The organism is Streptomyces sp. NPDC018031, assembly GCF_044327625.1.
Lineage (GTDB): Bacteria > Actinomycetota > Actinomycetes > Streptomycetales > Streptomycetaceae > Streptomyces.
The window spans coordinates 207544-232645 of the sequence record NZ_JBIRFT010000009.1; the positions used below are offsets into that span (position 1 = coordinate 207544).

Consider the following 25102-nt stretch of genomic DNA (forward strand, 5'->3'; position numbering starts at 1 on the left):
GCGCCGGGGGCCGGTGCGGGGGCGCGTGCCGCCGGCGCCCGCGGCACGTCGGCGTCCCGCGGGCGCCGGACCGGCCGGCGCCGCTCAGACCGGGCGCAGCGCGGCGAGTTGCCGCTCGAACGGGACCACGCTCTCGGTGGGCCCGGCCGTGCCCGGACGGTCCGGCAGCAGCCCGGCGAGTTCCCGCGCGGCGCGCTCGACCCGGTCCGCGAGGCCGTCGGAGGGCCCGGTCCCGCCGCCGCCCCAGTCCTCGGTCGCCGCGTAGACGGCGGTGGGCGCGGTCAGCGCCCGCAGGTAGGAGAAGAGCGGCCGCATGGCGTGCTCCAGGACCAGCGAGTGGCGCGCGGTGCCGCCGGTCGCGCCGATCAGCACCGGCTTGCCGGTCAGCTCGGTGTTGCCGATCGCGTCGAAGAACGACTTGAACAGTCCGCTGTAGGAGCCGGAGAACACCGGCGTCACCGCGATGAGGCCGTCCGCGCCGCGCACCGCGTCGAGCGCGGCGCGCAGGGCGGTGCCGGGGAAGCCGGTCACCATGTGGTGGGCGAGGTCGGTGGCCAGGTCGCGCAGTTCGACCACGGTCACCTCGGCGGGCCGTCCGTCGGCCGCCAGTTGCCGGCGGGTGGCTTCGGTGAGGCGGTCCGCCAGCAGGCGGGTGGAGGACGGCAGGCCGAGACCGGCCGAGACCACGACGAGCTTCAGGGGCTGCACGGGTGGGTCTCCCTTCGGGAAGTGCGGTGCGGGGGCGGGGTCAGTCGCGGGCGCCGGCCGGCTCCCCGGCGGCGACGGGCGCGTCGCGGCGAGCCACCAGCGCCCGGTGGGTGGGGCCGTCCGGCACCTGCGCGGGCCGGCCGGCGGCGAACTCCCGGCGCAGCACGGGGACGACCTCCTCGCCCAGGATGTCGAGCTGTTCCAGGACGGTCTTCAGCGGCAGTCCCGCGTGGTCCATCAGGAACAGCTGGCGCTGGTAGTCGCCGAAGGACTCCCGGAAGGTCAGGGTCTTGTCGATGACCTCCTGCGGGCTGCCCACCGTCAGGGGGGTCTGCTCGGTGAACTCCTCCAGCGACGGGCCGTGGCCGTAGACCGGGGCGTTGTCGAAGTAGGGCCGGAACTCGCGCACCGCGTCCTGCGAGTTCCTCCGCATGAACACCTGCCCGCCGAGTCCGACGACGGCCTGCTCGGGGGTGCCGTGCCCGTAGTGGGCGAAGCGCTCCCGGTACAGCCCGACCAGGCGGACGAAGTGCTCCTTGGGCCAGAAGATGTTGTTGGCGAAGAACCCGTCCCCGTAGTAGGCGGCCTGCTCGGCGATCTCCGGGCTGCGGATGGAGCCGTGCCAGACGAACGGCGGGACGCCGTCCAGCGGGCGCGGGGTGGCGGTGAAGCCCTGGAGCGGGGTGCGGAACCGGCCCTCCCAGTCCACCACGTCCTCGCGCCACAGCCGGTGCAGCAGTGCGTAGTTCTCCACCGCCAGCGGGATGCCCTGGCGGATGTCCTTGCCGAACCACGGGTACACCGGTCCGGTGTTGCCGCGCCCCAGCATCAGGTCGACGCGCCCGTCGGCCAGGTGCTGCAGCATCGCGTAGTCCTCGGCGATCTTCACCGGGTCGTTGGTGGTGATCAGGGTCGTGGCGGTGGACAGGATGATCCGCTCGGTGCGTGCCGCGATCCACCCGAGCATGGTCGTCGGCGACGACGGGACGAACGGCCGGTTGTGGTGCTCGCCGGTCGCGAAGACGTCCAGGCCCACCTCTTCGGCCTTGCGGGCGATGGTGGTCATCGCCCTGATCCGCTCGTGCTCGGACGGGGTCGTCCCGTTGGTCGGGTCGGTGGTGACGTCGCCCACGGTGAAGACGCCGAACTGCATCGTGCTCACCCGCTCCCTTGTAGTTAATGATTCAACTAACCCTGGGAACGAGCTGCCGCCCGGGTCTATTCCGCCGTCGTCGCGGACCGGAGAACCGCAGGTCAACGGGGTGGCGGAGGGCAGGGCAGGGAGCGGCGCGGCCCGTCGCGGGGCCCGGTCGCGCAGGCCCGGTCAGGCGTCGTCCACCGGCCGCGCGCGGACCGGCGCGGTGTGCGTCTGGTGACCGCCGCTGGCCACCATCCGCACCTCCCCGCGGTCACTGATCTCCGCCTGCACGATGCCCGTTTCGTCCGCGTACACCGGATGCCCACCGGGCCCACTGCGCTCGGTGCGACGGACGACCACCACGTCGCGGTCCCCCGAGGACGGCTGCTCCGTCTGCGCGAAGACCAGCTCGTAGCTGTCGTGTCTGTCCATCCCGCGCCTCCTGCCGGTCTCCGCCCCGCGCCCGGCCGGGCGCGGGCAGGCGGCCGCTCGCACCTGCTCCGCGGACGGTCCGCCGTGCCCCCTCCGTTCCTGCATGGTCGATCAGCCGGGCGCCGCGCGCACCCCGCGGGGGGCGCCAGGTGTCGTTCGGCCGACGCGGGGCACTGGGAGGGACATGGCCAGGCCCAACGAGGACGTCGCCCAGCTGCTCCAGGAGTACGCCGACCTCCTCGCCATCACCGGGGGCGACGCCTTCAAGGCACGCGCCTACGAGAAGGCCGCCCGGGCGATCGGCGGCTATCCGGCCGACATCGCGAAACTCGACGTCAAGGGGCTGCTGGAGATCCCCGGCGTGGGCAGGTCGATCGCCGACAAGGTCGCCGCCTACCTGAGCACCGGCCATGTCCCCCCGCTGATCGAGGAGGCCCGGGCCGCGATCCCGGCCGGCGTCCGGGAGCTGATGGCCATCCCCAGCCTCGGCCCCAAGAAGGCCCTGCTGCTCCACCAGGAACTGGGCGTCTCCTCGGTGGACGAGCTGCTCGACGCCATCCACCGGGAGCGGCTGCGCGACCTGCGCGGCTTCGGGGAGAAGACCGAGGAGAACATCCTGCACAGCATCGCCCTGATGCAGAAGGCCGGCGGGCGCATCCTGCTGAGCGCGGCCATGGACGCCGCCGACCGCGTCGTGGCCGACCTCTCCCGGGTGCCCGGATGCCGGGGCTGCACCTACGCCGGATCGCTGCGCCGGATGAGCGAGACGATCGGCGACATCGACGTCCTGGTCGCCGCCGAGGACTCCGCCCCCTTCATGGCGGCGTTCCGCGACCTCCCGTACACCGCCGAGGTCATCGCCCACGGCCGCAAGAAGACCTCGATCCGCACCACCAAAGGGCTCCAGATCGACCTGCGGGTGCTGCCTCCCGACTCCTGGGGGGCCGGTCTGCAGTACTTCACCGGGTCCAAGGCGCACAACATCCGCACCCGCGAGATCGCGGTGCGCCACAAGCTGAAGCTCTCCGAGTACGGGCTGTTCCACGCCAGGAGCGGCAAGAAGATCACCTCCGAGACCGAGGAGGAGATCTACGCCCGCCTCGGCCTGCCGTGGATCCCGCCGCCGCTGCGCGAGGACCGGGGCGAGATCGCCGCCGGGCTCCGCGACGAGCTGCCCGACCTGGTCGCCGAGGCCGACATCCGGGGCGATCTGCACACCCACACCGACCTCACCGACGGGCTGGCGCCGCTGGCCGACATGGTCGCCGCCGCAGCCGCCCGCGGCTACTCCTACTACGCCGTCACCGACCACGCCCCGGACCTGGTCATGCAGCGCATGACCGACGAGAAGATCCTGGCCCAGCGGGAACGGGTACGGGCCCTGGACGGCGGCCACGGCCGGATGCGGCTGCTGCACGGCACCGAACTCAACATCGGACCGGACGGCGAGGTCGACTGGCCCGCGGAGTTCCTCGCCGGCTTCGACCTGTGCGTCGCCTCCGTCCACTCGCACTTCAAGCAGAGCCGGCAGGCCCTGACCCGGCGGCTGATCCGCGCCTGCGAGAACCCGTACGTGGCGATCATCGGCCACCCCACCACCCGGCGGATCGGCAGACGGGCCGGTATCGACGCCGACTTCGACGCGGTCTTCGAGGCGTGCGCCCGGACCGGCACCGCGCTGGAGATCAACGGCCACCCGGACCGGCTCGACCTGTGCGACGAGGACATCCTGCGGGCCAAGCGGTACGGGGTGAAGTTCGCCATCGACAGCGACGCGCACGCCACCCCCCACCTGGCACACATGCGGTTCGGCGTCGGCACCGCCCAGCGCGGCTGGCTCACCAAGGACGACGTCATCAACGCCTGGCCGCTGCAGCGGCTGCGGCGCTTCCTGCGCGAGGGCCGGGAGCGCGCCGCCCGCTGACCACCCCCGCAGCGCCCGGTGCCACCCGCCGGGCCACCGCGGCCCCCCATCCGCCCACCCCTCCCGTCACGCCCCCCGGCGCCCCCAATGCCCCACTGCCCGATGCCCCGACGCCGCACGGCCGTCCGGCTCGGACCCCGGCAGAGCCCGGCGCGGAGGGTCGGCGCGGGCCACCTCGGCGAACCGCCCACCCGGCGGCCGGCGATCCAGCAGGATGAACCCGCGGGCCCGGCCCGCGAGCCGCCGTCCCACCCCGATCGCCGCCGAACCGCCGAGGAGTCGCCCCCGATGAGCAGCAGTGTCCACGACATCACCACCCCCGCCCCGCCCCGGGTCGAGGAGGTCGGCGAGGACATCTACGCCTACATCCAGCCGAACGGCACCTGGTGGGTCAACAACACCGGGTTCCTCGTCGGCAAACGAGGAGTGACCAGCATCGACGCCTGCTCCACCGAACGGCGCACCCGGGCCTACCTGGACGCCATCAGGGCGGTGACCCCCCGGCCGGTGCGCACCCTGATCAACACCCACCACCACGGCGACCACACCTTCGGCAACTACCTGTTCGACGGCGCCACCGTGGTGGGACACGAAGGCGTGCGGGACGGCATCCGCGCCTGGGGCCCACCGCGCCCCACCCCGTTCTGGACCGACGTCGAATGGGGCGACATCCAGCTGGAGCCGCCGTTCCTCACCTACACCGACGCCGTCACCCTCTGGGTGGACGACCTGCGGTGCGAGGTCCGGCACGTGGGCACCGCCGCGCACACCACCAACGACTCCATCGTCTGGGTGCCCGAGCGCCGCCTGCTCTTCGCAGGCGACCTGCTGTTCAACGGTGGTACGCCGTTCCTGCTGCAGGGCTCGGTCGCCGGCGCCGTCTCGGTGCTGGAGGAGGTCCTCGCCCCGCTCGGCGCCGAGACCATCGTGGCCGGCCACGGCCCGGTCGGCGGCCCCCGGCTGATCGACGACGTACTGGGATACCTGCGGTTCGTGCAGGAGACCGCGCGGCGCGGGCACGCCGCCGGGCTCACCCCGCTGGAGACGGCCCGCGAGACCGACCTCGGCAATTACGCCGGACTGGCCGACAGCGAGCGGATCGTGGGCAATCTGCACCGCGCCTACGCGGAGATCGAGGGCGCGGCGCCCGGCGCGCCGATCGACGCCGCGGCGGCCCTCGGCGACATGGTCGAGTACAACGGAGGCCGTCCGCTGACCTGCCACGCCTGACCGGCCCGGCCGGGCCGCCCGGCGCACCCGGGCCGGTCAGGCGCGGGTGCGCCGGTCAGGCGCGCCCGGGTCAGCGGTGCGCCGGGCGGCGCCCCGGCGGCTGCTGCGGCTCCGGCAGCACGGGCGGATCAGGCACCGGCCGCTGCTGCGGACCCTTGGTGGAGACGGTCAGCGGGTGCCCGTAGTGCCGGATCCGCAGCGGCTCGCCGCCCAGCAGGGTGTAGGTGGCCACCGAGTCGGTGATCTCCACCCGCAGGCAGCGGCCCACCACCTGCACCGTGAACGCCAGCCTGCTCAGCTTCTCCGGCAGCTTGGGCGCGAAGTCGAAGGTGCCGTCCCGGTGCCGCATCCCGCCGAACCCGGCGACCAGCCCGAGCCAGGTACCGGCGAGGGAGGCGATGTGCAGCCCGTCGCGGGTGTTGTTCTGCAGGTCCTTGAGGTCCATCAGCGCCGCCTCGCCGACGTAGTCGTAGGCCAGCCGCAGATGGCCCACCTCGGCGGCGATGACGGCCTGGCAGCACGCGGACAGCGAGGAGTCCCGGACCGTCAGCGCCTCGTAGTAGGCGAAGTTGCGGGCCTTCTGCTGGGGATCGAAGGCGTCACCGCGGGTGAACATCGCCAGCACCAGGTCCGCCTGCTTGATCACCTGCTTCCGGTACAGGTCGAAGTAGGGGAAGTTGAGCAGCAGCGGGTAGTGCTCCGGCCGGGTGCCCGCGAAGTCCCACACCTGGTGGCTGGTGAAGCCGCGGCTCTGCTCGTGCACCCCCAGCCCCTCGTCGTAGTGGATCGTCATCGCCTCGGCGGCGTCCCGCCAGGCGGCCGCCTCCTCGTCGTCCACGCCGAGCTGAGCCGCCTCCTCCGGATGGCGTTCGACCAGGTCGGCGGCGTCCCGCAGGTTCGCCTGGGCCATCAGGTTGGTGTAGGCGTTGTCGTCGGCCAGCGCGCTGTACTCGTCCGGGCCGGTCACCCCGTCGATGTGGAAGCGGCCGTGGTGGTCGTGGTGGCCCACCGAGCGCCACAGCCGCGCCGTCTCCACCAGCAGCTCCACGCCGGTGCGCCGGGCGAACTCCTCGTCCCCGGTGGCCGAGATGTACCGCATCGCGGCACTGGCGATCGCGGCGTTCACATGGAACGCGGCGGTACCCGCAGGCCAGTAGCCGGAGCACTCCGCGCCGTCGATGGTCCGCCAGGGGAACGCCGCGCCCCGCAGGCCCAGCTGCTCGGCGCGCTCCCGGGCGGCCGGCAGCGTCGCCTGCCGCCAGCGCAGCGCCTCGGCCACCGATTCCGGCGCGGTGTACGTCAGCAGCGGCAGCACGAACATCTCGGTGTCCCAGAAGGAGTGCCCGTCGTACCCGGAGCCGGTCAGCCCCTTGGCCGGGATGGCGCGCTCCTCACTGCGCGCCCCGGCCTGCAGCACGTGGAACAGCGCGAAGCGCACCGCCTGCTGGATCTCCGCGTCGCCGTCCACCTCCACGTCGGCGCGGCTCCAGAAGTCCTCCAGGAAGCCCCGCTGCTGATCGAGCAGCCCCTGCCAGCCGGTGCTGCGCGCCCCCGCCAGCGCGGCGTCCACCTGGTCGCGCACCGCGGGCAGCGAACGCACCGCCGACCAGCCGTAGGCCACCAGCTTCTCCAGCCGCAGCGCCTCACCCGGCCGCAGCACGGTGGTGGCGGTCAGCCGGCCCAGGTCGTCGCTGCTCTCGGTCGCGATGCGCACCGTCCCGGGCGCGCTGACCACGTGGTCGGCGGCGGTGGCGATGCGCAGACCGCTGCGCCGGGTGTGGTGCACCAGCCGCAGCCGGCTGTCCTCGGCCGCGTGGTCCTCCGGCTCCAGCGGCGACTCCAGGGCGGCGGCGACCCGGGGGTCCCCGCCCAGCGGCGGCAGCTGCTCGTTGGCCACCAGCTCGGACTGGACGACCAGCCGCACCTCGGAGTCCACCGCCTCCACCTCGTAGGCGATCCCGGCCACCGCCCGCTGGGTGAAGGAGACCAGCCGGGTGGAGCGCACCCGGACCGTGCTCCCCGCGGGCGAGGTCCACTCGCAGCTGCGGTACAGCACCCCGGCGCGCAGATCCAGCACCCGCTCGTGGTGGTGCAGCGTGCCGTAGCGCAGGTCGAACGGCTCGTCGTCCACCAGCAGCCGGATCACCTTGCCGTTGCTGACGTCGATCACCGTCTGGCCGGACTCCGGGTACCCGTAACCGGCCTCGGCGTACGGCAGCGGACGCAGCTCGTGCACCCCGTTGAGGTACGAGCCGGGCAGGCCGTGCGGCTCACCCTCGTCGAGGTTGCCGCGCCAGCCGACATGGCCGTTGGAGAGCGCGAACAGGGACTCGCTCTGCGGCAGCACGTCCAGATGCAGGGTGGTCTCCCGCAGGCACCAGGGTTCGACGGCGTAGGCGTCGTGGCTGATCATGCACGCTCCTCACAGCAGCTCGGCGAGATCCCGGACGACGACGTCGGCGCCGTGCCGCCGCAGCGCCTCGGCCTGCCCGGTCCGGTCGACGCCCACCACGCAGCCGAAGTGCCCCGCCCGGCCGGCGTCCATCCCGGCCAGCGCGTCCTCGAACACCGCCGCCCGGTCGGGACTCACCCCCAGCTCCCGGGCGGCCTCCAGGAAGGTGTCCGGGCGGGGCTTGCCGGGCAGCCCCCGCTCGCGGGCGACCACCCCGTCCACCCTGACCTCCAGGTACTCCTCCAGCCCCGCCGCGGCCACCACGTCCCGGCAGTTGGCGCTGGAGGACACCACCGCGGTGCGCAGCCCGGCCGCCCGGACGGCCTGGAGGAACCGGACCGAGCCGGGGTACGCCCGCACCCCGTCCTGGCGGATCCGGCGCAGCAGCAGCTCGTTCTTGCGGTTGCCCAGCCCGTGCACCGTCTCCCGGTCCGGCGGGTCGTCGGCCGACCCCTCGGGCAGCGTCACGTCCCGGGAGGCGAGGAAGGTGCGCACCCCGTCGGCGCGGGGCCGGCCGTCCACGTACTCGTCGTAGTCCTTCACCGGGTCGAACGGGCGGAAGTCCGGGCCGTCCCGCCGCCGGAGGAAGTCGTCGAAGGTCTCCCGCCAGGCGGCGGCGTGCACCACGGCGGTACTGGTGAGGACCCCGTCCAGATCGAACAGACAGGCGGTGACAGTGGGGGGAAGCTTCGGCTCCGGCGTGGTCATGCGTCGCTTGTCCCCGGACGTCCGGGGATGCATTCCTGGTGCCGGCGGAACTCGTCCGGCTGGCCCGCCGGAGGGCCCGGTCAGCCGCCGGCGGGCCCGGGCCCGGCCGACCACGCCGGGTGGTCGGCCCAGGCACCCAGGGTGCGGCGGCTGACGAAGCGGCGGTGCTCTCCGGTGACCGGGTCGGTGAACTCCAGCGTCCGCGCGAGCAGCTGCAGGGGCCGGCCGAAGTCGTCCGGGGGCGGGTCGGTGACGACCGGGTAGACCGGGTCGCCCAGGATCGGGATGCCCAGTCCGCTCATGTGCAGCCGCAGCTGGTGGGTGCGGCCGGTGACGGGAACCAGCCGGTAGCGGCCCAGGCCGTCCCGGTGTTCGATCAGTGCGATCCGGCTGTCGCTGTTGGGCGGGCCGGGCACCTCGCGCGCCGCGATCACGCCGCGCTCCTTCACGATCCGGTTGCGCACCCGGGCCGGCAGCCCCAGCCCGGGGACGTACGGTGCGATCGCCTCGTACTCCTTGCGGACCTGCCGCTCCTGGAAGAGGGACTGGTACGCCCCGCGGTGCTCCGGCCGGACCACGAACATCACCACGCCCGCGGTCAGCCGGTCCAGCCGGTGCGCCGGGCTGAGCGTGGGCAGCCGCAGGTCGCGACGGAGCCGCACCAGCGCGGTTTCGGTCACATGCCGACCGCGGGGGGTGGTCGAAAGGAAGTGCGGTTTGTCCACCACCAGCACGGTCTCGTCCTGGTACAGCACCTCGACCGCGAAGGGGACCGGGACCTCGGTGGCGAGCGGCCGGTAGAACCAGAGGTACCCGCCCGGCGCGAACGGCGCGTCCGGCGCGAGCGGACCGTCGGTGCCGACGATGCCGCCCCCGGCCAGCATGGCGTCGATCCGGGGCGCGCCGAGCGCCGGCAGCCGCTCGACCAGGTGGTCGCGGACCGTCGCCCACCGGCCGTCGTCGGGCAGCCGCAGCCGGACCGGGTCGATCCCGGCCCGCTGGGGCAGGGGGGCGGGGGGTGCCTTGGGTTTCCGTCGCATCTCGCCGTCCACCCTAAGCGGTGCGGCCGCGGCGCCCCCGGTGTCCCCGGCGCTCCCGGCCGGTGCCGGTGCCGGGGCCCGCCCGCGCGCCGCCGCCCGCCCGCGCCCCGCGCGCCGGCGGTCTGCCCGGCGCCGCGCGCCGACCGTCGCGAACCGGCCGGGGCGAGGTGGCCGAGGTGCGGCGCACCGGCTCCGCCGCGGACGTCCCCGCCGGCCGCCCCGCGGCGCGCCCCCGCCGCCGTGCCGGACCCGCGCCCCCGCCGCCCGAGGGGCCCCGGGCCGGGAACCGCCGGCACCCGCCGCCCCGCCGCCCGGCCGGCGGGCCCGCTCGCCCGGCCGGCGGCGCGCGGGGTCTGGCTTCCGTGCGCCGTGGCCTGATCCCGCCATACCCGGGTCCTGAGACCCGATGGTGCGGCACACTGTCTCCGTGGTAGGGCACATTCCCGAAGAGACGACCAGTTTCGTGGGACGGACGGCCGAACTCGTCCGGCTGGAACAGGCGTTGACGCACCATCGACTGGTCACCCTGACGGGCACCGGCGGTGTGGGCAAGACCAGGCTGGCGCTCCGGGCCGCCAGGCGGATCGCCGCCCGGTACCCGGACGGGGTGTGGTGGGCGGACCTGGCCCCGCTGGACGGCGACCGGCTGCTCCTGGCCACCGTCTCGGACGCCGTCGACCTGTCCGACCACTCCCCGCGGATGCCCGTCGAAGCGCTGTGCGAGTGGCTGGCCGGCAAGCGCCTGCTGCTGGTGCTGGACTCCTGCGAGTACCTGATCGACGCGTGCCGGTCGCTGGTCGGCGAGCTGCTGGCCGCCGCGCCCGGGCTGACCGTGCTGGCCACCGGGCGGCAGCCGCTGCGGCTGGCCGCCGAGCGGCAGATCGAGGTCGGACCGATGACGGCCGACGGGCCCGACGCGCTCGCCCTGTTCACCGAGCGGGCCGCGGCCCTGGCCCCCGGGTACCCGTTCACCGGGCCGGCCGCCGCGGCCGCCGCCCGCATCTGCCGCCGGCTGGAGGGCATCCCGCTGGCCCTGGAGCTCGCCGCCGCCCAGGTCGGCCACTCCACCGTCGAGGAGGTGTCCCGGCGGCTGACCTCGCGCTTCGACGTGCTGGTGCACTCCGAGCGGGTCTGGCCGGAACGCCACCGGACGATGCGCACCGCCATCGGCTGGAGCCACGAGCTGTGCGCCCCCGCGGAACGGCTGCTGTGGGCCCGGCTCACCGTCTTCCGCAGCGCCTTCGACCCGGCGTCGGCCCGGTCGGTGTGCGCGGGCGGGCCGCTGGACGCCGACGGGATCGGCCCCGCGCTGGAGGGCCTGGTCACCAAGTCGGTGCTGAGCCGGGACGGCGACCGCTACCGCATGCTCGACACCATCCGCGAGTACGGCCGGCTGTGGCTGGCCGCGCTGGGCGAGGAGGACGCGGTCGCGGACCGGCACGCCGAGCACTTCCTCGACCTCGCCCGGCAGGCGGACGCCGGTTGGCTGAGCCCGGACCAGCTCGCCTGGTACCGCAGGGTCGGCGAGGCGCACACCGACCTGTGCACCGCCCTCGACCGGCTGCTCACCACCGCCCCGCGCCGCGCCCTGGAACTCGCCGCCGTGGTCGGCTTCTTCTGGAGCTGCTGCGGCCGGCTGCGGGAGGCGCGCAGCTATCTGGAGCACGCCCTCGCGGAGTACCCGGTCCCGGGCCCGGAGCGCGCCCGGGCGCTGTGGGCGCTGGGCGTGACGGTCTCGCTGCAGGGCGAGTACGACACCGCGCACCGGCTCAGTGAGGAGTGCGAGGTGGTCGCGCGGCAGGACGGCGACCGGGAGATGATCCTCGCCGCCGCCTACCTCGCCGGGCTGCTCGCGCTGCTGACCGGCCGTCCGGTCGACGCCCGGCTGGTGACCGACCAGGTGCTGACCGAACTGCCCGGCGGGCCCTTCGACTCCGCCTCCCGGCTGCGCTGCCACCTGGTCGCCGTCTTCGCCCTCACCGCGCTCGGCAAGCCGGCCGAGGCCCGTGCGGAGGCGGAACGGCTGCGCGCGGGCTGCGTGGCGCGCGGCGAGTGCTGGACCCGGGCGTACATCGACCACCAGCTCGCGCTGATCGCGCTGTCCACCGGCCGCCCCTGGGACGCGGCCGACCACGCCCGGGCCATGCTCATCGGCAAGCGGGAGATGCGGGACAGCTTCGGGATCGCGCTGGGTCTGGACGTGCTGGCCGCCGCCCTCGCCGCGCAGGGCGACGGGGAGCGCGCGGCGCTGGTGTACGGGATCGGGCTGGCGCACTGGGCCACCGTCGGGCACCCGCAGCGCGGCACTCCGCAACTGCGAGCGGTGCGGGAGGAGTTGGAGCGGTCGGCGCGGGCGACGGCCGGGGACCGCGCGTACGAGAGCGCCTTCCTGCGCGGCGCGACCGGGGACACCGAGGTGGCTCTGGCCGAGGCGCTGCGGCCGGGGCCGGCGGTCGGTCACTGACGCGGAGACCGGAGCCGCCCGGCGGCCCGGGGGCGGGGCGCGGGCCGGCCCCGGGCACCCCGGGCGCGGACCGCCGGCGCGCCGGCGGAGCGGCGGCACCGGCGCTCCTCACGCATGGCACTTCAGCTGCTCGTCCAAGGGTGCCCGGGTCAGCCGGTTGGCCAGGGTGGACAGGGTGTAGGTGCCGATGCCCAGCACCACCTCCAGGGCCTGCTGCGGGGTGTGGCCCCGGTCCAGGAAGGCGTGCAGTTCCTCGTCCGGCACCGCGCCCGCGGTCGCCAGCACCCGCAGGGTGAACTGCCGTACGGCCTCCAGCCGTTCGTCCGGCAGGGCGCGCCGCTCGCGCAGGGCGGAGACCAGTTCCGGATCGGCGTCGAGTGCGCGGAGCTTGGCGGTGTGCATCGCCACGCAGATGTGGCACTCGTTGCCGGTCGCCATGGTGAGGATCACCACCTCGCGGGCCAGCGGGTCCAGCGTGGTGTCCTCGAATGTCGCACTGAGGGTGAGGAAGCCCTTCAGCAGGTGCGGGGAGGTGGCGAGGCGTGCCACCGCCGCGGGCAGGTATCCCATGCGGCGGGCGGTCGCCTCCATCGTGCTCCGGGCGGCGGGCGGCGCGGAGTCGGGGGTGTGGTCGGCGAAGACGGGGGAATGCATGGCGGGGCTCCCGGTGGGGTGGGGTGGTGGGTCGTCCGGGCATGCGGGCGTCGCGGCACCGCGGCCGCGGCCCTGGCCGGTAGAATGGACAACGTGGTTGTCGAAAAAGTAAACCAGGTTGTCGGGTTTCGCAATGGCTGACGCTGACGCATCGCGTCCCGGGACCGGCCGGGACCGAGCCCGGCCGGGCGCCGCTTCGGATCCCGGCGCGGACGCCCCCGGGTTCGAGCTGCCCCTGCTGCTGTTCGGCGGATTCCGCGCGCTGATCGATCGGCTGCACGCCGAACTGGCCCGCCAGGGGCACCCCGGGCTGCGGCCCGCCCATGGCTTCGCCATGCAGGCCATCGGTGCCGGCGGGGCCACCGCCAGCGAACTGGGGCGGCGGCTCGGGGTCTCCAAGCAGGCGGCGGGCAAGACCGCCGACCGGCTACTGGCGCTGGGCTACGCGGAACGGGCCGCCGACCCGGCCGACGCGCGCCGCAAGGTCCTCCGGCTCACCCCGCACGGCATCGACGCGCTGAGACGTTCGGCCGAGGTCTTCGAGGAGTTGCGGGCCGAGTGGGCCCGGACCCTCGGCGCCGAGCGGCTCCGCGAGCTGGAGTCGGACCTGCGGACCATGGCCCCGGTGACCGGGCTGCGGGTCGACGTGGCCGGGTGGTTCGGGCCATGACCGCCCCGGCATCCCGCCGTCCGTCCGCACGCCCCGGGGGCCGCTCGCCGACCAGACCGGCGCCACCCGCCCGTCACTTCGTCCTCGGCCCTCACTCGCCGGGACGGCCGTGATGCCCGAGCAGGCCGAGAGCCGTCAGCACATTGACGGAGAGTGTCATCCAGCCGATGAACGCGCCGCCGCCGTACAGCACCGCACCGGCCACCGGGGCCCCGGCCTCATGCGCGAGTACCCCCGCCACCACTGCCACCAGCAGCGACGACACGAACGAGAGGAGCGCGAGAAGCACCTGAACGGGGGAAGTCAGCCTCACCAGTCGATCCCTTCACGAAGGTGGTCGACCAGTCGGCGGGCAGCCTCAGCTCGACCACCGCTTGCGATGGCCTGCTGAGGCTCCGCGACGATTGGAGACTCATGGTGCTCACTGCTTGTCGAGATCGGAGCACTGTCCCCCATCGGACACGTCGCCAGTGCTCTGTGGCTCTCGCGTGAGCACCACGGAGCCTAGCGGGGGGCGTCGGATATCGCCACCGCCCGAGGGGGGAAGGGCGAGCGGGCAGAGACCGCTTGACGGGCGGTCGCGCACCCACCGGGCAGAAGACCTAGGCCTCACACAGCGGCAGGTTCCCGGTGGTCACGGAGCAGGTGTCGAAGCCCGCGTTCCCCTCGACCAGGCCGAAGTTGTCCCGCACGGTGATGTTGTCGTCGCCGTCGCCGCCCCTCACGTGGCCCTGCGCGCCGCCGTTCGGGCCGGTGTTGGTATTGACCTGGATGGTGTCGTTGCCGGCACCGCCCTGCACCAGGCCGCGGTTGGTGGGCAGGAAGATGTCGTCCACACCGCCTTCGCCGTTGACGACGCCGTGGTTGTTGTCGGTGACCCGGATGGTGTCGTCGCCGCCGAGCCCGTGGATGACGTCCCCCGGATCCAGCACGTCACAGGCGATGTCGTCGCCGCCGGCCGTGCCGACGATCTCCGGGCCCGGCTGACGCACGCCGTTGACGAAGCAGTTCACGGCGGCCGACGTCCGCGCCGAGGGCCGGCCCTCCGCGAGGACCGGCGCCGCGGCCAGCGCCGCGGGAAGCGCCAGAGCCGCGGGAAGCGCCAGAGCCGTCAGCACGGCCCCGAGACGGCCCGCGCGGATGAGGGATTTCACGGAGCTGGACATGATGACCTCCTCGTGTCGCCGCCAGCGTCCGCCCAGGCGCACCCCGCGGGAAGACGTCCGGCCGGCACACCACCCGGATGGCGGCGTCCGGCCGCAGAACCGGTCGCACCGGGCCGGAGCGGCGGCCGCGGGGCGCCTGACCAGCCCCGGAGCGGGCGCTCAGGCACCCAGATAGGCCAGCACCGCCCGCACCCGGCGGTGGTCGTCCGGCGCGGGCGGCAGATCCAGCTTCTGCAGGATGCTCGCGATGTGCTTGGCCACCGCCGCCTCCGTCACCACCAGCGCACGGGCCACCGCCGCGTTGGAGCGGCCCTCGGCCATCAGCCCCAGCACCTCCCGCTCCCGGGGCGTCAGCCGGCCGAGCGGATCGCGGCGCCGGGCCAGCAACTGCCGCACCACCTCCGGATCCACCACCATGCCGCCGTCCGCCACCCGGCCCACCGAGGTCATGAACTCGGCCACGTCCCCGACCCGGTCCTTCAGCAGATACCCGGTGCCCGCGCCGCCCCGCCCCGCGAGCAGCTCCTCGGCGAAGGTCTGCTCGATGTACTGGCTGAGCACCACCACCGCCTGTGCCGGCCGCAGCCGCTGCAGTTCACGTACCGCGCGCAGCCCCTCGTCGGTGAACCCCGGCGGCATCCGCACATCGGCGATCACCACGTCGGGCCGGTGCCGCACCGCGGCGGCCACCAGCGACGGACCGTCACCCACCGCCGCCGGGACCGTGTGCCCGAAGCGCTCCAGCAGGCCGACCAGCCCCTCCCGCAGCAGCACCGCGTCCTCGGCGATCACCACACTCAGCCGTCGCACGGAATCTCCACTCGCAGCAGGGTCGGCCCGCCGGCCGGGCTGGACAGCAGCATTCTGCCGTTCACCGCCGCGATCCGGTCGGCCAGCCCGGTCAGCCCCGAACCGGCCGCCGGATCCGCGCCCCCGCGCCCGTCGTCCGACACCTCCACCACCAGCACCGCGTCGCGCAGCCGCCCCACCACCCGGCCCGACCGCGCCCCGCTGTGCCGGGCCGTGTTGGCCAGCGCCTCGCACACCGCGAAGTACGCGGCCACCTCGACCGCCCCGGGCAGCCGGTGCGGCAGGTCCACGTCCGGCTCCACCGGCACCGGCGACCGCCCCGCCACGTCCCGCACCGCCGCGGCCAGCCCCCGCTCGGTGAGCACCTGCGGATGGATCCCGTGGATCACCTCCCGCAGCTCCGCCAGCGCCTCCTTCGCCATCCGGTGCGCCGCGGCGACCTCCCGGGCCGCCGGCGACCCGGCCGGCAGGTCCAGGCCGGCCAGCCCCAGTTTCATGGTGAGGGCGACCAGCCGCGCCTGCGCCCCGTCGTGCAGATCCCGCTCGATGCGCCGCCGCTCGGCGTCGAACGCGTCCACCAGCCGGGCCCGCGACCGCCGCACCTCCCGCAACTCCCGTTCGCCCGGCGCCAGTACGGCCAGCGCCACCGCCGACCGCGCACCGGCCCAGGCGGCGATCGGGTACGCCGCCACCGGGAGCAGCAGCAGTCCGGCCAGCGGTCCGCCGACCACCGCCCAGGGCTCGGCCCCCGGCTGCCACGGCCCCGACATCAGCACCCCAGGGACCCCCAGCGCGACCAGCACCACCCCCAGATCCAGCCAGCCCAGCGCCAGGACCGACAGCGCCCCGTACCCCATCGCGCGCCAGCCGGCCGGCTCCCGCAGGCCGGACCGCGCCGGCCTGGCCTCCGGCATGGTCCACCGCAGCCGCCGGTGCTCGACCGCCCCCGCGAGCGCGGTGACACAGGCGAGCAGCAGCAGCCCGCACACCATCGCCGCGACCGGGCCGAGCCGCGGCCAGGCGGCCACCAGACCGGCCCCCGCCAGCCCGGCCGCCACCCCGGGCACACCGCCCGCCAGCAGATAGGCCAGTGACCGCCACGGCCAGGAGGAACGCAGGAAGCGCAGCGGGCGGGCGGCCAGCGCCTCCGCAGCGGTACGAGGAAGCATCCGCCGAACGTATCCGCCCACCGGGCCGGGAACAGTAGTGCCAGGTGGAGTATGCGGACTAGCGCTGCCGCCCATGTGCCGCGCGCCGCCCGCCGGTTGACTGCACGCCATGCCCACAGCAACCCCGGCACCGGCGGCGGACCACGCCCACCCGGTGCGACTGCACGCCGTCAGCAAGCGGTACGGGAGCGGAGAGCGCGCCGTGACCGCACTGGACCACATCACCCTCGACTTCGCCGCCGCCACCATGACCGCCGTCATGGGCCCCTCCGGCTCCGGCAAGTCCACCCTGCTGCACTGCGCCGCCGGCATCGACCGCCCCACCGAGGGACGCGTCGTCATCGCCGGCACCTCGACCGCGAACCTCGACGAGACCGCCCTGACCCTGCTCCGCCGCGAGCACGTCGGCTTCGTCTTCCAATCCCTGAACCTGGTCACCGCCCTCACCGCGGAACAGAACGTCGCCCTGCCGCTGCGGCTGGCCGGACGCCGCCCCGAACCCGGCGCCGTCCGCGCCGCGCTGGCCGCGGTCGGCCTCGCCGACCGGGCCGGCCACCGCCCCGGCGGGCTCTCCGGCGGCCAGCAGCAGCGCGTGGCCATCGCCCGCGCCCTGATCACCCGGCCCGCCGTGCTCTTCGCCGACGAACCCACCGGCGCCCTGGACAGCGCCGCTTCCCGTACCGTGCTGACCCTGCTGCGCGAACTGGTCGACGAGCACCGGCAGACCGTGGTCATGGTGACGCACGACCCGGCGGCCGCCGCCTGGGCGGACCGGGTGCTGGTCCTCGCCGACGGCCGGATCGCCGACGAGATCACCGGCCGCACCCCGGCCGCCGTCATCGCCGCCCGCACGACCGCCCCGGAGGGGCCGGCATGATCGCCCTCGCCACCGTGAAGGAGCGCCGCACCGCGCTCGCCGGCTCCTTCCTCTCCCTGTGCCTGGGCGTCGCCATCCTCACCATGAGCGCCCTGATCCTCTTCTCCGACGGGGTCGGAGTGCCCGCCCGGTACGCCGGGGCCCCGGTCGTCGTGCAGAGCACCCAGGGCCGCGACCAACCCGGCGGGTTCCAGGAGCGGGCCCCGTGGTCATCGGCCCGCACCGCCGAACTCACCCGTCGCCTCGCCGCCGTCCCCGGGGTGCGCCGGGCCGTGCCCGACCGGTCCTTCTACGCCCAGGCCGTGGTCGGCACTGCCCCCGTCGACCGCCAGGCGAAGGGTGAACGGCAGGGCCACGGCTGGTCCAGCGCCGCCCTCGGCCCGTACCGGCTCACCGCGGGCCGGCCGCCGCGCGCCCCCGGCGAGGTCGCCCTCGACCGCGCCCTGGGCCCCCGCCCCGGCGACCGCGTCACCCTGCTCACCGCGCGCGGCCCGGCCCCCTTCACCGTCTCCGGCACCGTGGACGGCCCCGGCTACTACCTCACCGACGCGCGGGCCGCGGAACTCTCCGGTGGCGTCCGGACCATCGGTCTGCTCACCGAACGCGGCGCCGACCACGCGGCGGTGGCGGCGGCCGCCGCCCGCGCCACCGACGGCACCGGCCGGGCGCTCACCGGCGGTGAACGGCGCAAGCTGGCGCCCGCCCAGGACGCCAGAACCCGCTGGATCGGCGGGCAGGTGCTCACCGCCATGGCGGTGCTCTCCGCCTTCGTCACGCTCTTCGTGGTCGCCTCCACCTTCGCCTTCACCGTCAGCCGGCGCCGCCGCGAGCTGGGCCTGCTGCGCGCCGTCGGCGCCACCCCCGGGCAGGTGCGCCGCATGCTGCTGGCCGAGGCGCTCGTGGTCGGGGCGGCCGGCGCCGGCGCCGGGGTACCGCTGGGCGCGGTACTGGCACCCGCGCTCGCCGGACTACTGGCGGACACCGGCTTCCTGCCGGCGGGCTTCGTGGTCGACCCGCGGCCGTGGGTACTGGCCGCGGCCTTCGCCACCGGGCTCGGCGCGGCGGTCGCCGCCGTCCGCTCCGCCTCCCGGCGCGCCGCGCGGACCGGCCCGCTGGACGCCCTGCGGGAGGCCGAGGCCGACGACCGCCCGATGAGCCGCGCCCGCCTGCTCACCGGGTGCGCCTTCACCGCCCTGGGCGGCGCCGCCTGCCTGGCCGCGGTCTTCGCCGACCCCGCCGACCTGGTGACCCTCGCCCTGGCCACCGCGGTCGGGCTGATCACCGGGGTGACGCTGCTGGTACCCGGCATCCTGCCGCCGGTGGTCCGGGCCGCCACCCGCCCGCTGACCCGGTGGGGCGGCGCCACCGGCACGCTGGTCCGGGAAACCATGCTGACCGCCGTCCGGCGCACCGCGTCCACCACCGCCCCCGTCCTGGCCACCATCGCCTTCGTGGTCCTGATCACCGGGAACACCCAGACCTCGGCACACAGCCACACCGCCCGGGACACCGCCTCGGTGCGCGCCGAGGCCGCCGTGATCGCCGACGGCACCCCCGGCCTGTCGGACGCCGCCGCCGACGCGGTCGACGGTTCCCCCGTGCTGCCGACGACCGTGCACGGGGGCCGGGACCGGGTCGCGATCGAGGGCGCCGGGGTCGAACCGGAGTCGTTCACCGCCGTCCACCACCGGCTGGAGGTGGTCTCCGGGTCCCTGTCCGCGCTGCGCGCCGCGGACACCATGGCCGTGTCCCGGTCCGTGCTGACCACCCTGGACGGCACCGTGGGCGGCACCGTCGACCTCACCTTCGAGGACGGCCGGACCGCCCGGCTGCGCGTCGTGGCCGTCCTCACCGACGCCTCGGCCCCCTACGGTGTGCTGCTCACCCGCGCCGCCGTCCGCGCCCACGACCCGTCCGCGCTCACCGAGGTCGTGCACCGCACCGGTGCCGCGCCCGCCGACCTGCCGGCCGCCCTCGGCGCCCGGGAGATCAGCGTCGCGTCCCACGCGGGCCGCGCCGACGCCGAGGAGGACCGCCTGGTGTGGGTGTTCACCCTGCTGCTGGTCGGCCTGTCCGCCGGGTACACCGGTGTCGCCGTCGGCAACACCCTGCTGATGGCCACCGCCGACCGGGTGCCCGACTTCCGGGTACTGCGGCTGTCCGGCGCGACGGACCGTCAGGTGCTGTGGACCGTCGCCGGGGAGACCACGATCGTGGTGGCCCTGGGCACGGCCCTCGGCGGGCTCGTCGCCCTGCCCTCGCTGCTGGGCATCCGGGCCGGCCTCAGCGCGAGCCTCGGGGTCCCGGTCGACCTCGTCGTCCCGTGGACACCCGTCCTCGCCGCGGTCGCCGGCACCTTCGCGCTCGCGCTGGCCGCGAGCCTGCTGCCGGCCCGGGCCGCCCTCCGCCGCGCCCTGGCGTGACGACCGCCGCCACCGGTGGAAACCCGGGCGGCGGTGCTGGTTAGGGTCGTTCCGGGAAGATCCCGGAACGACCGACCGGGTTCGACCGACGACAGCCCGACCGACCAGGACGACCAGGGGGTTTCGGAGAATGACGGTGGAGCCGGGCGGGGGCGCCCTGCTGCGTCTGCGGGGAGTCAGCCGCAGCTACGGTGAGCGGCAGGCGCTGCACCCCCTCGACCTCGATGTGCACCGCGGCAACTGCACCGCGCTGTTCGGCCACAACGGGTCGGGCAAGTCCACCCTGCTGCGGATCGCCGCCGGCCGGGACACCCCGACCGGCGGCGAGGCGCTGTTCGCCGGGCGCCCGATCAGCGAGGACGACCCCGCGGTGCGGGCCTCGGTCGCCGTGGTCGGCGACATGGCCGCGTGCTACCCCGACCTGACCGTCCGGGAGCACCTGGAACTCGTCGCCGTCGCGCACGCGGTGGCCGACCCGGACGACTGGATCGACCACGTGCTGGCCGACCGCAGACTGACCGACCACGCCGACGCGCTGCCGCTGTCGCTGTCCTCCGGGCAGTTGCAGTCGCTGCTGCTGGCCGCCGCCCTGGTCCGGCCTCGGGACCTGCTCGTCCTCGACGAACCGGAACAGCGGCTGGACCCCGACGCGCGCCGGCGGCTGGCCGAACTGCTGCTCGCCGAGAAGGCGGACGGTGTCGCCGTGCTCCTCGCCACCCACCAGGCGGAACTCGCCGAGGCGGTGGCGGACCGGATGGTCGCCCTCGAGGAGGGCCGGGTGATCGCCGACGGCACCCCGGCCGAGGTACTGGCGCAGCTGGGCCGGCGCGCATGACGGAGGAGACCGGCCCGATACGGACGACACCCGAAGCCGCCCTGGGCCACCCGCCCGGCGGCGCCCGGCACCACGAGCCCGGCCCGGCGACCTCCGCGCACCGCACGGCGGTCGCGGACCCGGCGGACACCGCGGACCCGCCGGGGGAGTGGCACCCGGAGGACGACGACCGCACCGCCGAGACCCTGCGCCGGCTGCGCGACAAGCGCCGCGCCCACCGGCGCCGCCGCGGCCGCGACCTCGCTGTCCTCGGCTACACCGTGGTCCTCGCCCTGATCGGCTACGGCGCCGGCTACAGCCACCTGGTCCTGCGGAAACTGAGCCTGGGCGCCGAACACGGGAGTCTGGGCGCCGACATCCGGCACGCACTGCCGCCCGCCTTCGCGCTGCTGACCCTGGCCCTGGCGCTGCTCGCGGCCCGGGACGCGCTGTGGCGCGGCCCGGTGGTGGTCTCCGCGCCCACCGTCGGCTGGCTGCTCGCCCAGCCGGTGCGCCGCGAGGCCGTGCTCCGCCCCCGGCTGTGGCGCTCGGCCGCGGTCGCGGTGCTCGCCGGGCTGCTCGGGGCCGCCGTGTCCGCCGTCGTCCTGCACGTCACCGACCTGGCGCCGTTCGGCCGGGGGCTGCTCTCGCTGCTGCCCGCCGCCGTGTGCCTGCCGCTGCTGGCGACCGTCCTGGCCCTGGTGGTGCAACACCACCCCCGGTCGGCCGACCGGGTGCGCGGGCTCACCTTCCGGGCCGGTGTCCTGCTCCTGATGCCGGCCGGGTGGACCGTGCTCGCGGCCACCGGGCACCGCAGCGCGGCACTGGAGACCGCGGTTCTCTGGTCCGGCCCCTGGGGCTGGGCCGCACAGCCCGTCCTGGCGGCCACCGGCGGGAACGCCCCGGGGTGGCCGGTCGCCGCCCTCGCCCTGACGGCGGTGACGGCCGTCGCGCTGGTGCCCGCCCACCGCGGTGCGGCGCTGGTGTCCAACGCGCAGCTGCGCCGCCGGGCCGCCACGGTCTCCGCGGTGCGCAACGGCGTGGCGACCCTGGAGCTGCGTACCGCGCGGCTGGCGGTGACCGAGGCGTCCGGCGCCGGCACCCTCCGCCGGCCGCGGATCCGGCCGCCCCGCCACCCGCGGTTCGCCGTGCCGTGGCGCGACGCGGTCGCCCTGCTCCGGTCGCCCGGACGGCTCGGCACCGCGGCCACCGCGGTGGCGGGCGCCGCCGCGCTGGGCGGCGCGGCGGCCCGGACCGGTGACGGTCTGCGCACCCCGCTGCTGGTGGCGGCCCTGGCCCTGGGGTACGTCGCGGTGGCGGGGCTCGCCGAGCCGGCCCGGCTGGAGACCGACGACGTCCGGCGGTCGGCCTGGTCCCCGCGGCGGCTGCGCACCGTGATGCTGCACCACGCGGTGCTCCCGGCAGTGCTCGGGGCGCTGCTGGCGGTGCTCGCGGCGCTGCCCTACGCGCTGGCCGGCGCGCCGTGGGCGCTGCTGCTGATGCCGCTGTGCGCGCCGCCGTTCGCCGCCGCCGCGCTGGTCGGCGCCTGCCGCGGGCCGGCCCGTACCGACCTGCTGTTCGCCGGGGTGGCGACGCCCGCCGGTTCGCCCGGCCCGTTCCTCTTCGCCTTCTGGTACGCGGCCGGTCCGCTGCTGTCGGTCGGCGGCCTCACCCTGGTGCTCCGGGACGCGCCCGGCCACGGCGCCGGCGCCGTCCTCCCGGTGCTCCTGGTCGCGTCCGTGCTGACCGCGGGGCTGCTGGTGTTCGCCGCCCGCTGCGCGGACCGGCTGGTACGGCGCGGCTGACCGGCCGCGCCGTAGGGGACGTCCGCCGGGCACACCGGTGCGCCCCTTCCCCCGGCCGGGGGAAGGGGCGCCGGTTCCGTCCGGGTGCCGTGCCGGGTCAGCCCACCGGCGCGGCCGCCTCCGGGGCGTCCTCCGCCGCCGGCAGGCTGTCCATGAACGAACTCACCGAGAACACCGCCCGGCCCGGGCCCGCCGGACCGTAACCGGGGGGCGAGGTGAGCCCGTTCTCCTCCATGGTGGCGCGGTACGCCTCCAGGAGCCGCACGTGGTACTCCAGCGGCGCGCCCTGGGGGTTCGCCTTGCCCAGCGGAGTGGTGGGCTCCGGGCACCAGGTGGTGAAGCGCGGCGTGATGCCGCGTGACATGAAGAACCGCAGGCCCTCGACCGTGGAGTCGATCGCCTCGTCCACCGTGGTGAACCCGAACGGCTCGGCCATCTCCACGCCCGCCACGAAGTTGGGGATGACGTTGCGCGGCCCGAACACCTCGGCGGAGTCCAGGATGCGGCGGTGCCACTCGTCGCGGCCCACGTAGCGCTCCTTGCCCGGGCAGTAGCGCTCGAACAGGTACGGGTCCCACACCTCGTAGTTGGGGTGGTAGATCCGCACCCCGTAGTCGTGGAAGCGCTGCACGTCCGCCTTGGGCAGGGCCTGCGCGACCACCTTGCCGATCCAGCGGCCGGGGAACCGCTCCTCGATGGCCTTGGCGTACTGGCCGTAGAAGTCGGCCTCGTCCTTGCCGCCGATGTGCGAGGTGACCGCGCCGCCGGTGAGGGTGTAGGCGGTCGAGGCCCGGGCGGTGTCGTACCGGTCGATGATCTCCAGCGCCTCCAGGACCTCCTCGACCGGCTTCACCCCGGTGTACGGGCGGCCCGCCGCCTTGTGCTGGCGCCAGTTGTGGTTGATGTCGCAGTACTGGCACTCCTCCTTGGCGCCGAAGTACTGGCAGACCCGGAAGACCGTCAGGTAGACGAGGTAACCCCACTGGATGGTCGGCGCCACCTCCATCACCGACTTGCCGTTCGCCAGGGTGTGCCGGTAGTAGTCCGGCATCGGCGGGAGCCCCACGTCCGAGATCCGCGCGCCGTCCAGGTACAGGCCCAGCACGCCGTCGTCACCGGCGGCCACCCGGTACGGCGACCCCGGGTTGACCCGGACCGACACCACGGTGCGGCGCAGCCCGTACGGGCCGCCGGTCAGCACGATCTCCTCCGGCGGCCGGCGCAGCGCGGCGGCGCCCAGCTCGGGCAGGGTCCGGTGGTCGAAGGAGAAGATGAAGTACGACTTCGGCTTGACGTCCCCGCCCTCGTTGCCGCTGAGCGCGGACTCGTCGAAGGCGATGCCGCCCCGCAGCAAGTCCTCCTTGATCACGGCTTCCCGCGGCACGTGCGGGAACCGTTCCATCAGATCCTCGACCAACGCGGTACGGCTCTGCATGCGAGGCTCCTGCCCTCGGTCCACTCCTGCTGGAACCACTCTCACACGAGGCCCGGCGCGGCCGTGGGGCGGGGTGACCAAGAGGCACGCATCGTGGCAAAGAACACCCTTGCGGCCGGACGGGGCGTCAGTACGGGACGACGTCGGGCGGGCCGCGCAACCCCCGCCACACCGGCGCCCGCAGCCGCCCGCCGCGGGTCCACTCCAGGTACTCCACCTCGCCGCTCAGCTCGGGCCGCACCCAGCGGGGCGGATACCCGGTCCCGACCGCCCCGCCGTCGGCGAACGGGGGCGCGGCCACCTCCAGCGGCCGGAGCAGTCCGGCCAGCCGGCGGCTCTCCGCGTACGAGAAGCCGGTTCCCACCGAGCCGGCGAAGGCGAGGCCGCCGGCGGTCTCCACCCCCACCAGCAGCGAGCGGACGGCGGTGGTGCCGGGCGGCTTCGCGACCCAGCCGCCGATCCGCACGTCGAGGGTGCGCACATGCTTGGTCTTGATCCAGTCGCGGGTGCGCCGGCCGGGCTCGTAGGCCGAGCTGACGCGTTTGGCGACCACCCCCTCCAGCCCGTGCTCCCGGGTCCACGCCAGGGCGGCCGGCCCCTCGCCCGGCGGCCAGTAGGGGGGAACGGCCACCCGCGGCCCGGTGACCGGCAGCGCCTCCAGCAGCCGCCGCCGCTCGGCGTAGGGCAGTTCCAGGGTGGAGCGGCCCGCCAGGTGCAGGACGTCGAAGAGCATCAGGGTGACCGGGTGGGCGCGCACGGCGGCCCGGACCGCGGCCGGACGGGTCAGCCCCATCCGCTGCTGCATCCGCCCGAAGTCGGGCCGGCCGGCCTCGTCGAGGACGACGATCTCCCCGTCCAGCACGGCGGACAGGCCCGGCGGGCCGATCCCGGCGAGTTCCGGGTAGGCGGCGGTGACCAGCCGCCCGGTGCGGCTCACCAGCCGCACCCCGCCGTCGCCGGGTAGCTCCACCAGGGCTCGCGCCCCGTCCCACTTCACCTCGTACGCCCAGTCGGCCGTGCCGGTCCGGCCGGGCGGCGGCAGCGGTCCCGGGGTGGCCAGCATCGGCGCCAGCCGGGGCAGCCCCGGCTCGGCTGCGGGCTCGGGCGGACGAGGGGCCATGCTCCATCAAAACGCAGAACCGGCCGGTCCGCGACGAAGCCGGGACCGGCCGGGGGAGGACGC

The 25102-nt window shown here is 75.2% G+C and carries 21 protein-coding genes; 8 read left to right on the forward strand and 13 right to left on the reverse strand.

Annotated features, from left to right (window positions below; all coding sequences use genetic code 11):
• Positions 1-84: 84 nt before the first annotated feature.
• From ACH4B3_RS21560 to ACH4B3_RS21570, 3 genes are all read right to left on the reverse strand, one after another.
• Positions 85-708: an FMN reductase gene (locus tag ACH4B3_RS21560; RefSeq protein WP_398464928.1), complete on the reverse strand. Its 624-nt coding sequence runs from the start codon at positions 706-708 to the stop codon at positions 85-87.
• 40 nt (positions 709-748) lie between these two features.
• Positions 749-1861 (reverse strand): LLM class flavin-dependent oxidoreductase, encoded by a 1113-nt coding sequence (locus tag ACH4B3_RS21565; RefSeq protein WP_398465033.1) that lies wholly within the window; start codon positions 1859-1861, stop codon positions 749-751.
• A 171-nt stretch (positions 1862-2032) separates the two neighbouring features.
• Complete coding sequence (locus ACH4B3_RS21570; protein WP_398464930.1) at positions 2033-2278, reverse strand: DUF6296 family protein; 246 nt, start codon at positions 2276-2278, stop codon at positions 2033-2035.
• Positions 2279-2462: 184 nt separating this feature from the next.
• Between ACH4B3_RS21570 and polX the strand changes: the two genes are divergently transcribed.
• Both polX and ACH4B3_RS21580 read left to right on the forward strand, forming a co-directional pair.
• A complete protein-coding gene (gene polX / locus ACH4B3_RS21575; protein WP_398464932.1) occupies positions 2463-4202 on the forward strand; it encodes a DNA polymerase/3'-5' exonuclease PolX in 1740 nt (579 codons plus the stop codon).
• 288 nt (positions 4203-4490) lie between these two features.
• Complete coding sequence (locus tag ACH4B3_RS21580; protein WP_398464934.1) at positions 4491-5432, forward strand: MBL fold metallo-hydrolase; 942 nt, start codon at positions 4491-4493, stop codon at positions 5430-5432.
• Positions 5433-5502: 70 nt separating this feature from the next.
• On the opposite strand, the gene ACH4B3_RS21585 is transcribed toward ACH4B3_RS21580, so the two are convergent.
• From ACH4B3_RS21585 to ACH4B3_RS21595, 3 genes are all read right to left on the reverse strand, one after another.
• Positions 5503-7845 carry a glycoside hydrolase family 65 protein gene (locus tag ACH4B3_RS21585; RefSeq protein ID WP_398464936.1) on the reverse strand — a complete coding sequence of 781 codons (2343 nt, stop codon included), beginning with the start codon at positions 7843-7845 and terminating at the stop codon, positions 5503-5505.
• 9 nt (positions 7846-7854) lie between these two features.
• The gene (locus ACH4B3_RS21590) at positions 7855-8592 is read right to left on the reverse strand and encodes a beta-phosphoglucomutase family hydrolase (protein WP_398464938.1); all 738 of its coding nucleotides are present in this window, start codon (positions 8590-8592) and stop codon (positions 7855-7857) included.
• An 80-nt stretch (positions 8593-8672) separates the two neighbouring features.
• A complete protein-coding gene (locus ACH4B3_RS21595) occupies positions 8673-9632 on the reverse strand; it encodes a pseudouridine synthase (protein ID WP_398464940.1) in 960 nt (319 codons plus the stop codon).
• A gap of 427 nt (positions 9633-10059) precedes the next feature.
• Here ACH4B3_RS21595 and ACH4B3_RS21600 point away from each other — a divergent pair, with 427 nt between their 5' ends.
• Positions 10060-12096 carry an ATP-binding protein gene (locus tag ACH4B3_RS21600; protein WP_398464942.1) on the forward strand — a complete coding sequence of 679 codons (2037 nt, stop codon included), beginning with the start codon at positions 10060-10062 and terminating at the stop codon, positions 12094-12096.
• Positions 12097-12204: 108 nt separating this feature from the next.
• Here the strand turns inward: ACH4B3_RS21600 and ACH4B3_RS21605 are convergent, their stop codons facing one another.
• Positions 12205-12750: a carboxymuconolactone decarboxylase family protein gene (locus tag ACH4B3_RS21605; RefSeq protein WP_398464944.1), complete on the reverse strand. Its 546-nt coding sequence runs from the start codon at positions 12748-12750 to the stop codon at positions 12205-12207.
• Between the two features lie 133 nt (positions 12751-12883).
• Here ACH4B3_RS21605 and ACH4B3_RS21610 point away from each other — a divergent pair, with 133 nt between their 5' ends.
• Positions 12884-13420: a MarR family winged helix-turn-helix transcriptional regulator gene (locus tag ACH4B3_RS21610; protein WP_398464946.1), complete on the forward strand. Its 537-nt coding sequence runs from the start codon at positions 12884-12886 to the stop codon at positions 13418-13420.
• A gap of 91 nt (positions 13421-13511) precedes the next feature.
• Here ACH4B3_RS21610 and ACH4B3_RS21615 read toward each other — a convergent pair whose 3' ends face one another.
• The 4 genes from ACH4B3_RS21615 to ACH4B3_RS21630 all read right to left on the reverse strand — a co-directional run bounded on the left by ACH4B3_RS21615 (position 13512) and on the right by ACH4B3_RS21630 (position 16565).
• Positions 13512-13733 carry a hypothetical protein gene (locus ACH4B3_RS21615; protein WP_398464948.1) on the reverse strand — a complete coding sequence of 74 codons (222 nt, stop codon included), beginning with the start codon at positions 13731-13733 and terminating at the stop codon, positions 13512-13514.
• A gap of 289 nt (positions 13734-14022) precedes the next feature.
• Complete coding sequence (locus ACH4B3_RS21620) at positions 14023-14586, reverse strand: hypothetical protein (protein WP_398464950.1); 564 nt, start codon at positions 14584-14586, stop codon at positions 14023-14025.
• A 159-nt stretch (positions 14587-14745) separates the two neighbouring features.
• Entirely contained in the window at positions 14746-15378 is a 633-nt protein-coding gene (locus ACH4B3_RS21625) for a response regulator (RefSeq protein ID WP_398465035.1), read from the reverse strand.
• 5 nt (positions 15379-15383) lie between these two features.
• Entirely contained in the window at positions 15384-16565 is a 1182-nt protein-coding gene (locus ACH4B3_RS21630) for a sensor histidine kinase (RefSeq protein ID WP_398464952.1), read from the reverse strand.
• A 109-nt stretch (positions 16566-16674) separates the two neighbouring features.
• Here ACH4B3_RS21630 and ACH4B3_RS21635 point away from each other — a divergent pair, with 109 nt between their 5' ends.
• The 4 genes from ACH4B3_RS21635 (at position 16675) to ACH4B3_RS21650 (ending at position 22484) form a co-directional block, all read left to right on the forward strand.
• Positions 16675-17442, forward strand: a complete 768-nt coding sequence (locus tag ACH4B3_RS21635; RefSeq protein ID WP_398464954.1) for an ABC transporter ATP-binding protein — start codon at positions 16675-16677, stop codon at positions 17440-17442.
• On the forward strand, positions 17439-19865 hold the full coding sequence (locus tag ACH4B3_RS21640) for an FtsX-like permease family protein (RefSeq protein ID WP_398464956.1): 2427 nt from the start codon (positions 17439-17441) through the stop codon (positions 19863-19865). The genes ACH4B3_RS21635 and ACH4B3_RS21640 overlap by 4 nt, the downstream gene beginning before the upstream one ends.
• Positions 19866-19995: 130 nt before the next feature.
• Positions 19996-20700 (forward strand): ABC transporter ATP-binding protein, encoded by a 705-nt coding sequence (locus ACH4B3_RS21645; RefSeq protein ID WP_398464958.1) that lies wholly within the window; start codon positions 19996-19998, stop codon positions 20698-20700.
• Entirely contained in the window at positions 20697-22484 is a 1788-nt protein-coding gene (locus ACH4B3_RS21650) for a DUF6297 family protein (RefSeq protein WP_398464960.1), read from the forward strand. Before ACH4B3_RS21645 ends, ACH4B3_RS21650 begins: the two co-directional genes overlap by 4 nt.
• 97 nt (positions 22485-22581) lie before the next feature.
• Here ACH4B3_RS21650 and ACH4B3_RS21655 read toward each other — a convergent pair whose 3' ends face one another.
• Both ACH4B3_RS21655 and ligD read right to left on the reverse strand, forming a co-directional pair.
• Positions 22582-23919, reverse strand: a complete 1338-nt coding sequence (locus ACH4B3_RS21655; RefSeq protein ID WP_398464962.1) for a radical SAM protein — start codon at positions 23917-23919, stop codon at positions 22582-22584.
• Between the two features lie 127 nt (positions 23920-24046).
• Positions 24047-25039 carry a non-homologous end-joining DNA ligase gene (gene ligD / locus ACH4B3_RS21660; RefSeq protein ID WP_398464964.1) on the reverse strand — a complete coding sequence of 331 codons (993 nt, stop codon included), beginning with the start codon at positions 25037-25039 and terminating at the stop codon, positions 24047-24049.
• Between the last annotated feature and the right edge of the window lie 63 nt (positions 25040-25102).

Coding starts and splice junctions, on each gene's coding strand:
- ACH4B3_RS21565 (WP_398465033.1), bottom strand. CDS start 1,861: ATGCAGTTCGGCGTCTTCACCGTGGGCGACGTCACCACCGACCCGACC.
- ACH4B3_RS21645 (WP_398464958.1), top strand. CDS start 19,996: ATGACGGTGGAGCCGGGCGGGGGCGCCCTGCTGCGTCTGCGGGGAGTC.
- ACH4B3_RS21605 (WP_398464944.1), bottom strand. CDS start 12,750: ATGCATTCCCCCGTCTTCGCCGACCACACCCCCGACTCCGCGCCGCCC.
- ACH4B3_RS21620 (WP_398464950.1), bottom strand. CDS start 14,586: ATGTCCAGCTCCGTGAAATCCCTCATCCGCGCGGGCCGTCTCGGGGCC.
- ACH4B3_RS21570 (WP_398464930.1), bottom strand. CDS start 2,278: ATGGACAGACACGACAGCTACGAGCTGGTCTTCGCGCAGACGGAGCAG.
- ACH4B3_RS21655 (WP_398464962.1), bottom strand. CDS start 23,919: ATGCAGAGCCGTACCGCGTTGGTCGAGGATCTGATGGAACGGTTCCCG.
- ligD (WP_398464964.1), bottom strand. CDS start 25,039: ATGGCCCCTCGTCCGCCCGAGCCCGCAGCCGAGCCGGGGCTGCCCCGG.
- polX (WP_398464932.1), top strand. CDS start 2,463: ATGGCCAGGCCCAACGAGGACGTCGCCCAGCTGCTCCAGGAGTACGCC.
- ACH4B3_RS21590 (WP_398464938.1), bottom strand. CDS start 8,592: ATGACCACGCCGGAGCCGAAGCTTCCCCCCACTGTCACCGCCTGTCTG.
- ACH4B3_RS21585 (WP_398464936.1), bottom strand. CDS start 7,845: ATGATCAGCCACGACGCCTACGCCGTCGAACCCTGGTGCCTGCGGGAG.
- ACH4B3_RS21630 (WP_398464952.1), bottom strand. CDS start 16,565: ATGCTTCCTCGTACCGCTGCGGAGGCGCTGGCCGCCCGCCCGCTGCGC.
- ACH4B3_RS21635 (WP_398464954.1), top strand. CDS start 16,675: ATGCCCACAGCAACCCCGGCACCGGCGGCGGACCACGCCCACCCGGTG.
- ACH4B3_RS21610 (WP_398464946.1), top strand. CDS start 12,884: ATGGCTGACGCTGACGCATCGCGTCCCGGGACCGGCCGGGACCGAGCC.
- ACH4B3_RS21595 (WP_398464940.1), bottom strand. CDS start 9,632: ATGCGACGGAAACCCAAGGCACCCCCCGCCCCCCTGCCCCAGCGGGCC.
- ACH4B3_RS21650 (WP_398464960.1), top strand. CDS start 20,697: ATGACGGAGGAGACCGGCCCGATACGGACGACACCCGAAGCCGCCCTG.
- ACH4B3_RS21640 (WP_398464956.1), top strand. CDS start 17,439: ATGATCGCCCTCGCCACCGTGAAGGAGCGCCGCACCGCGCTCGCCGGC.
- ACH4B3_RS21580 (WP_398464934.1), top strand. CDS start 4,491: ATGAGCAGCAGTGTCCACGACATCACCACCCCCGCCCCGCCCCGGGTC.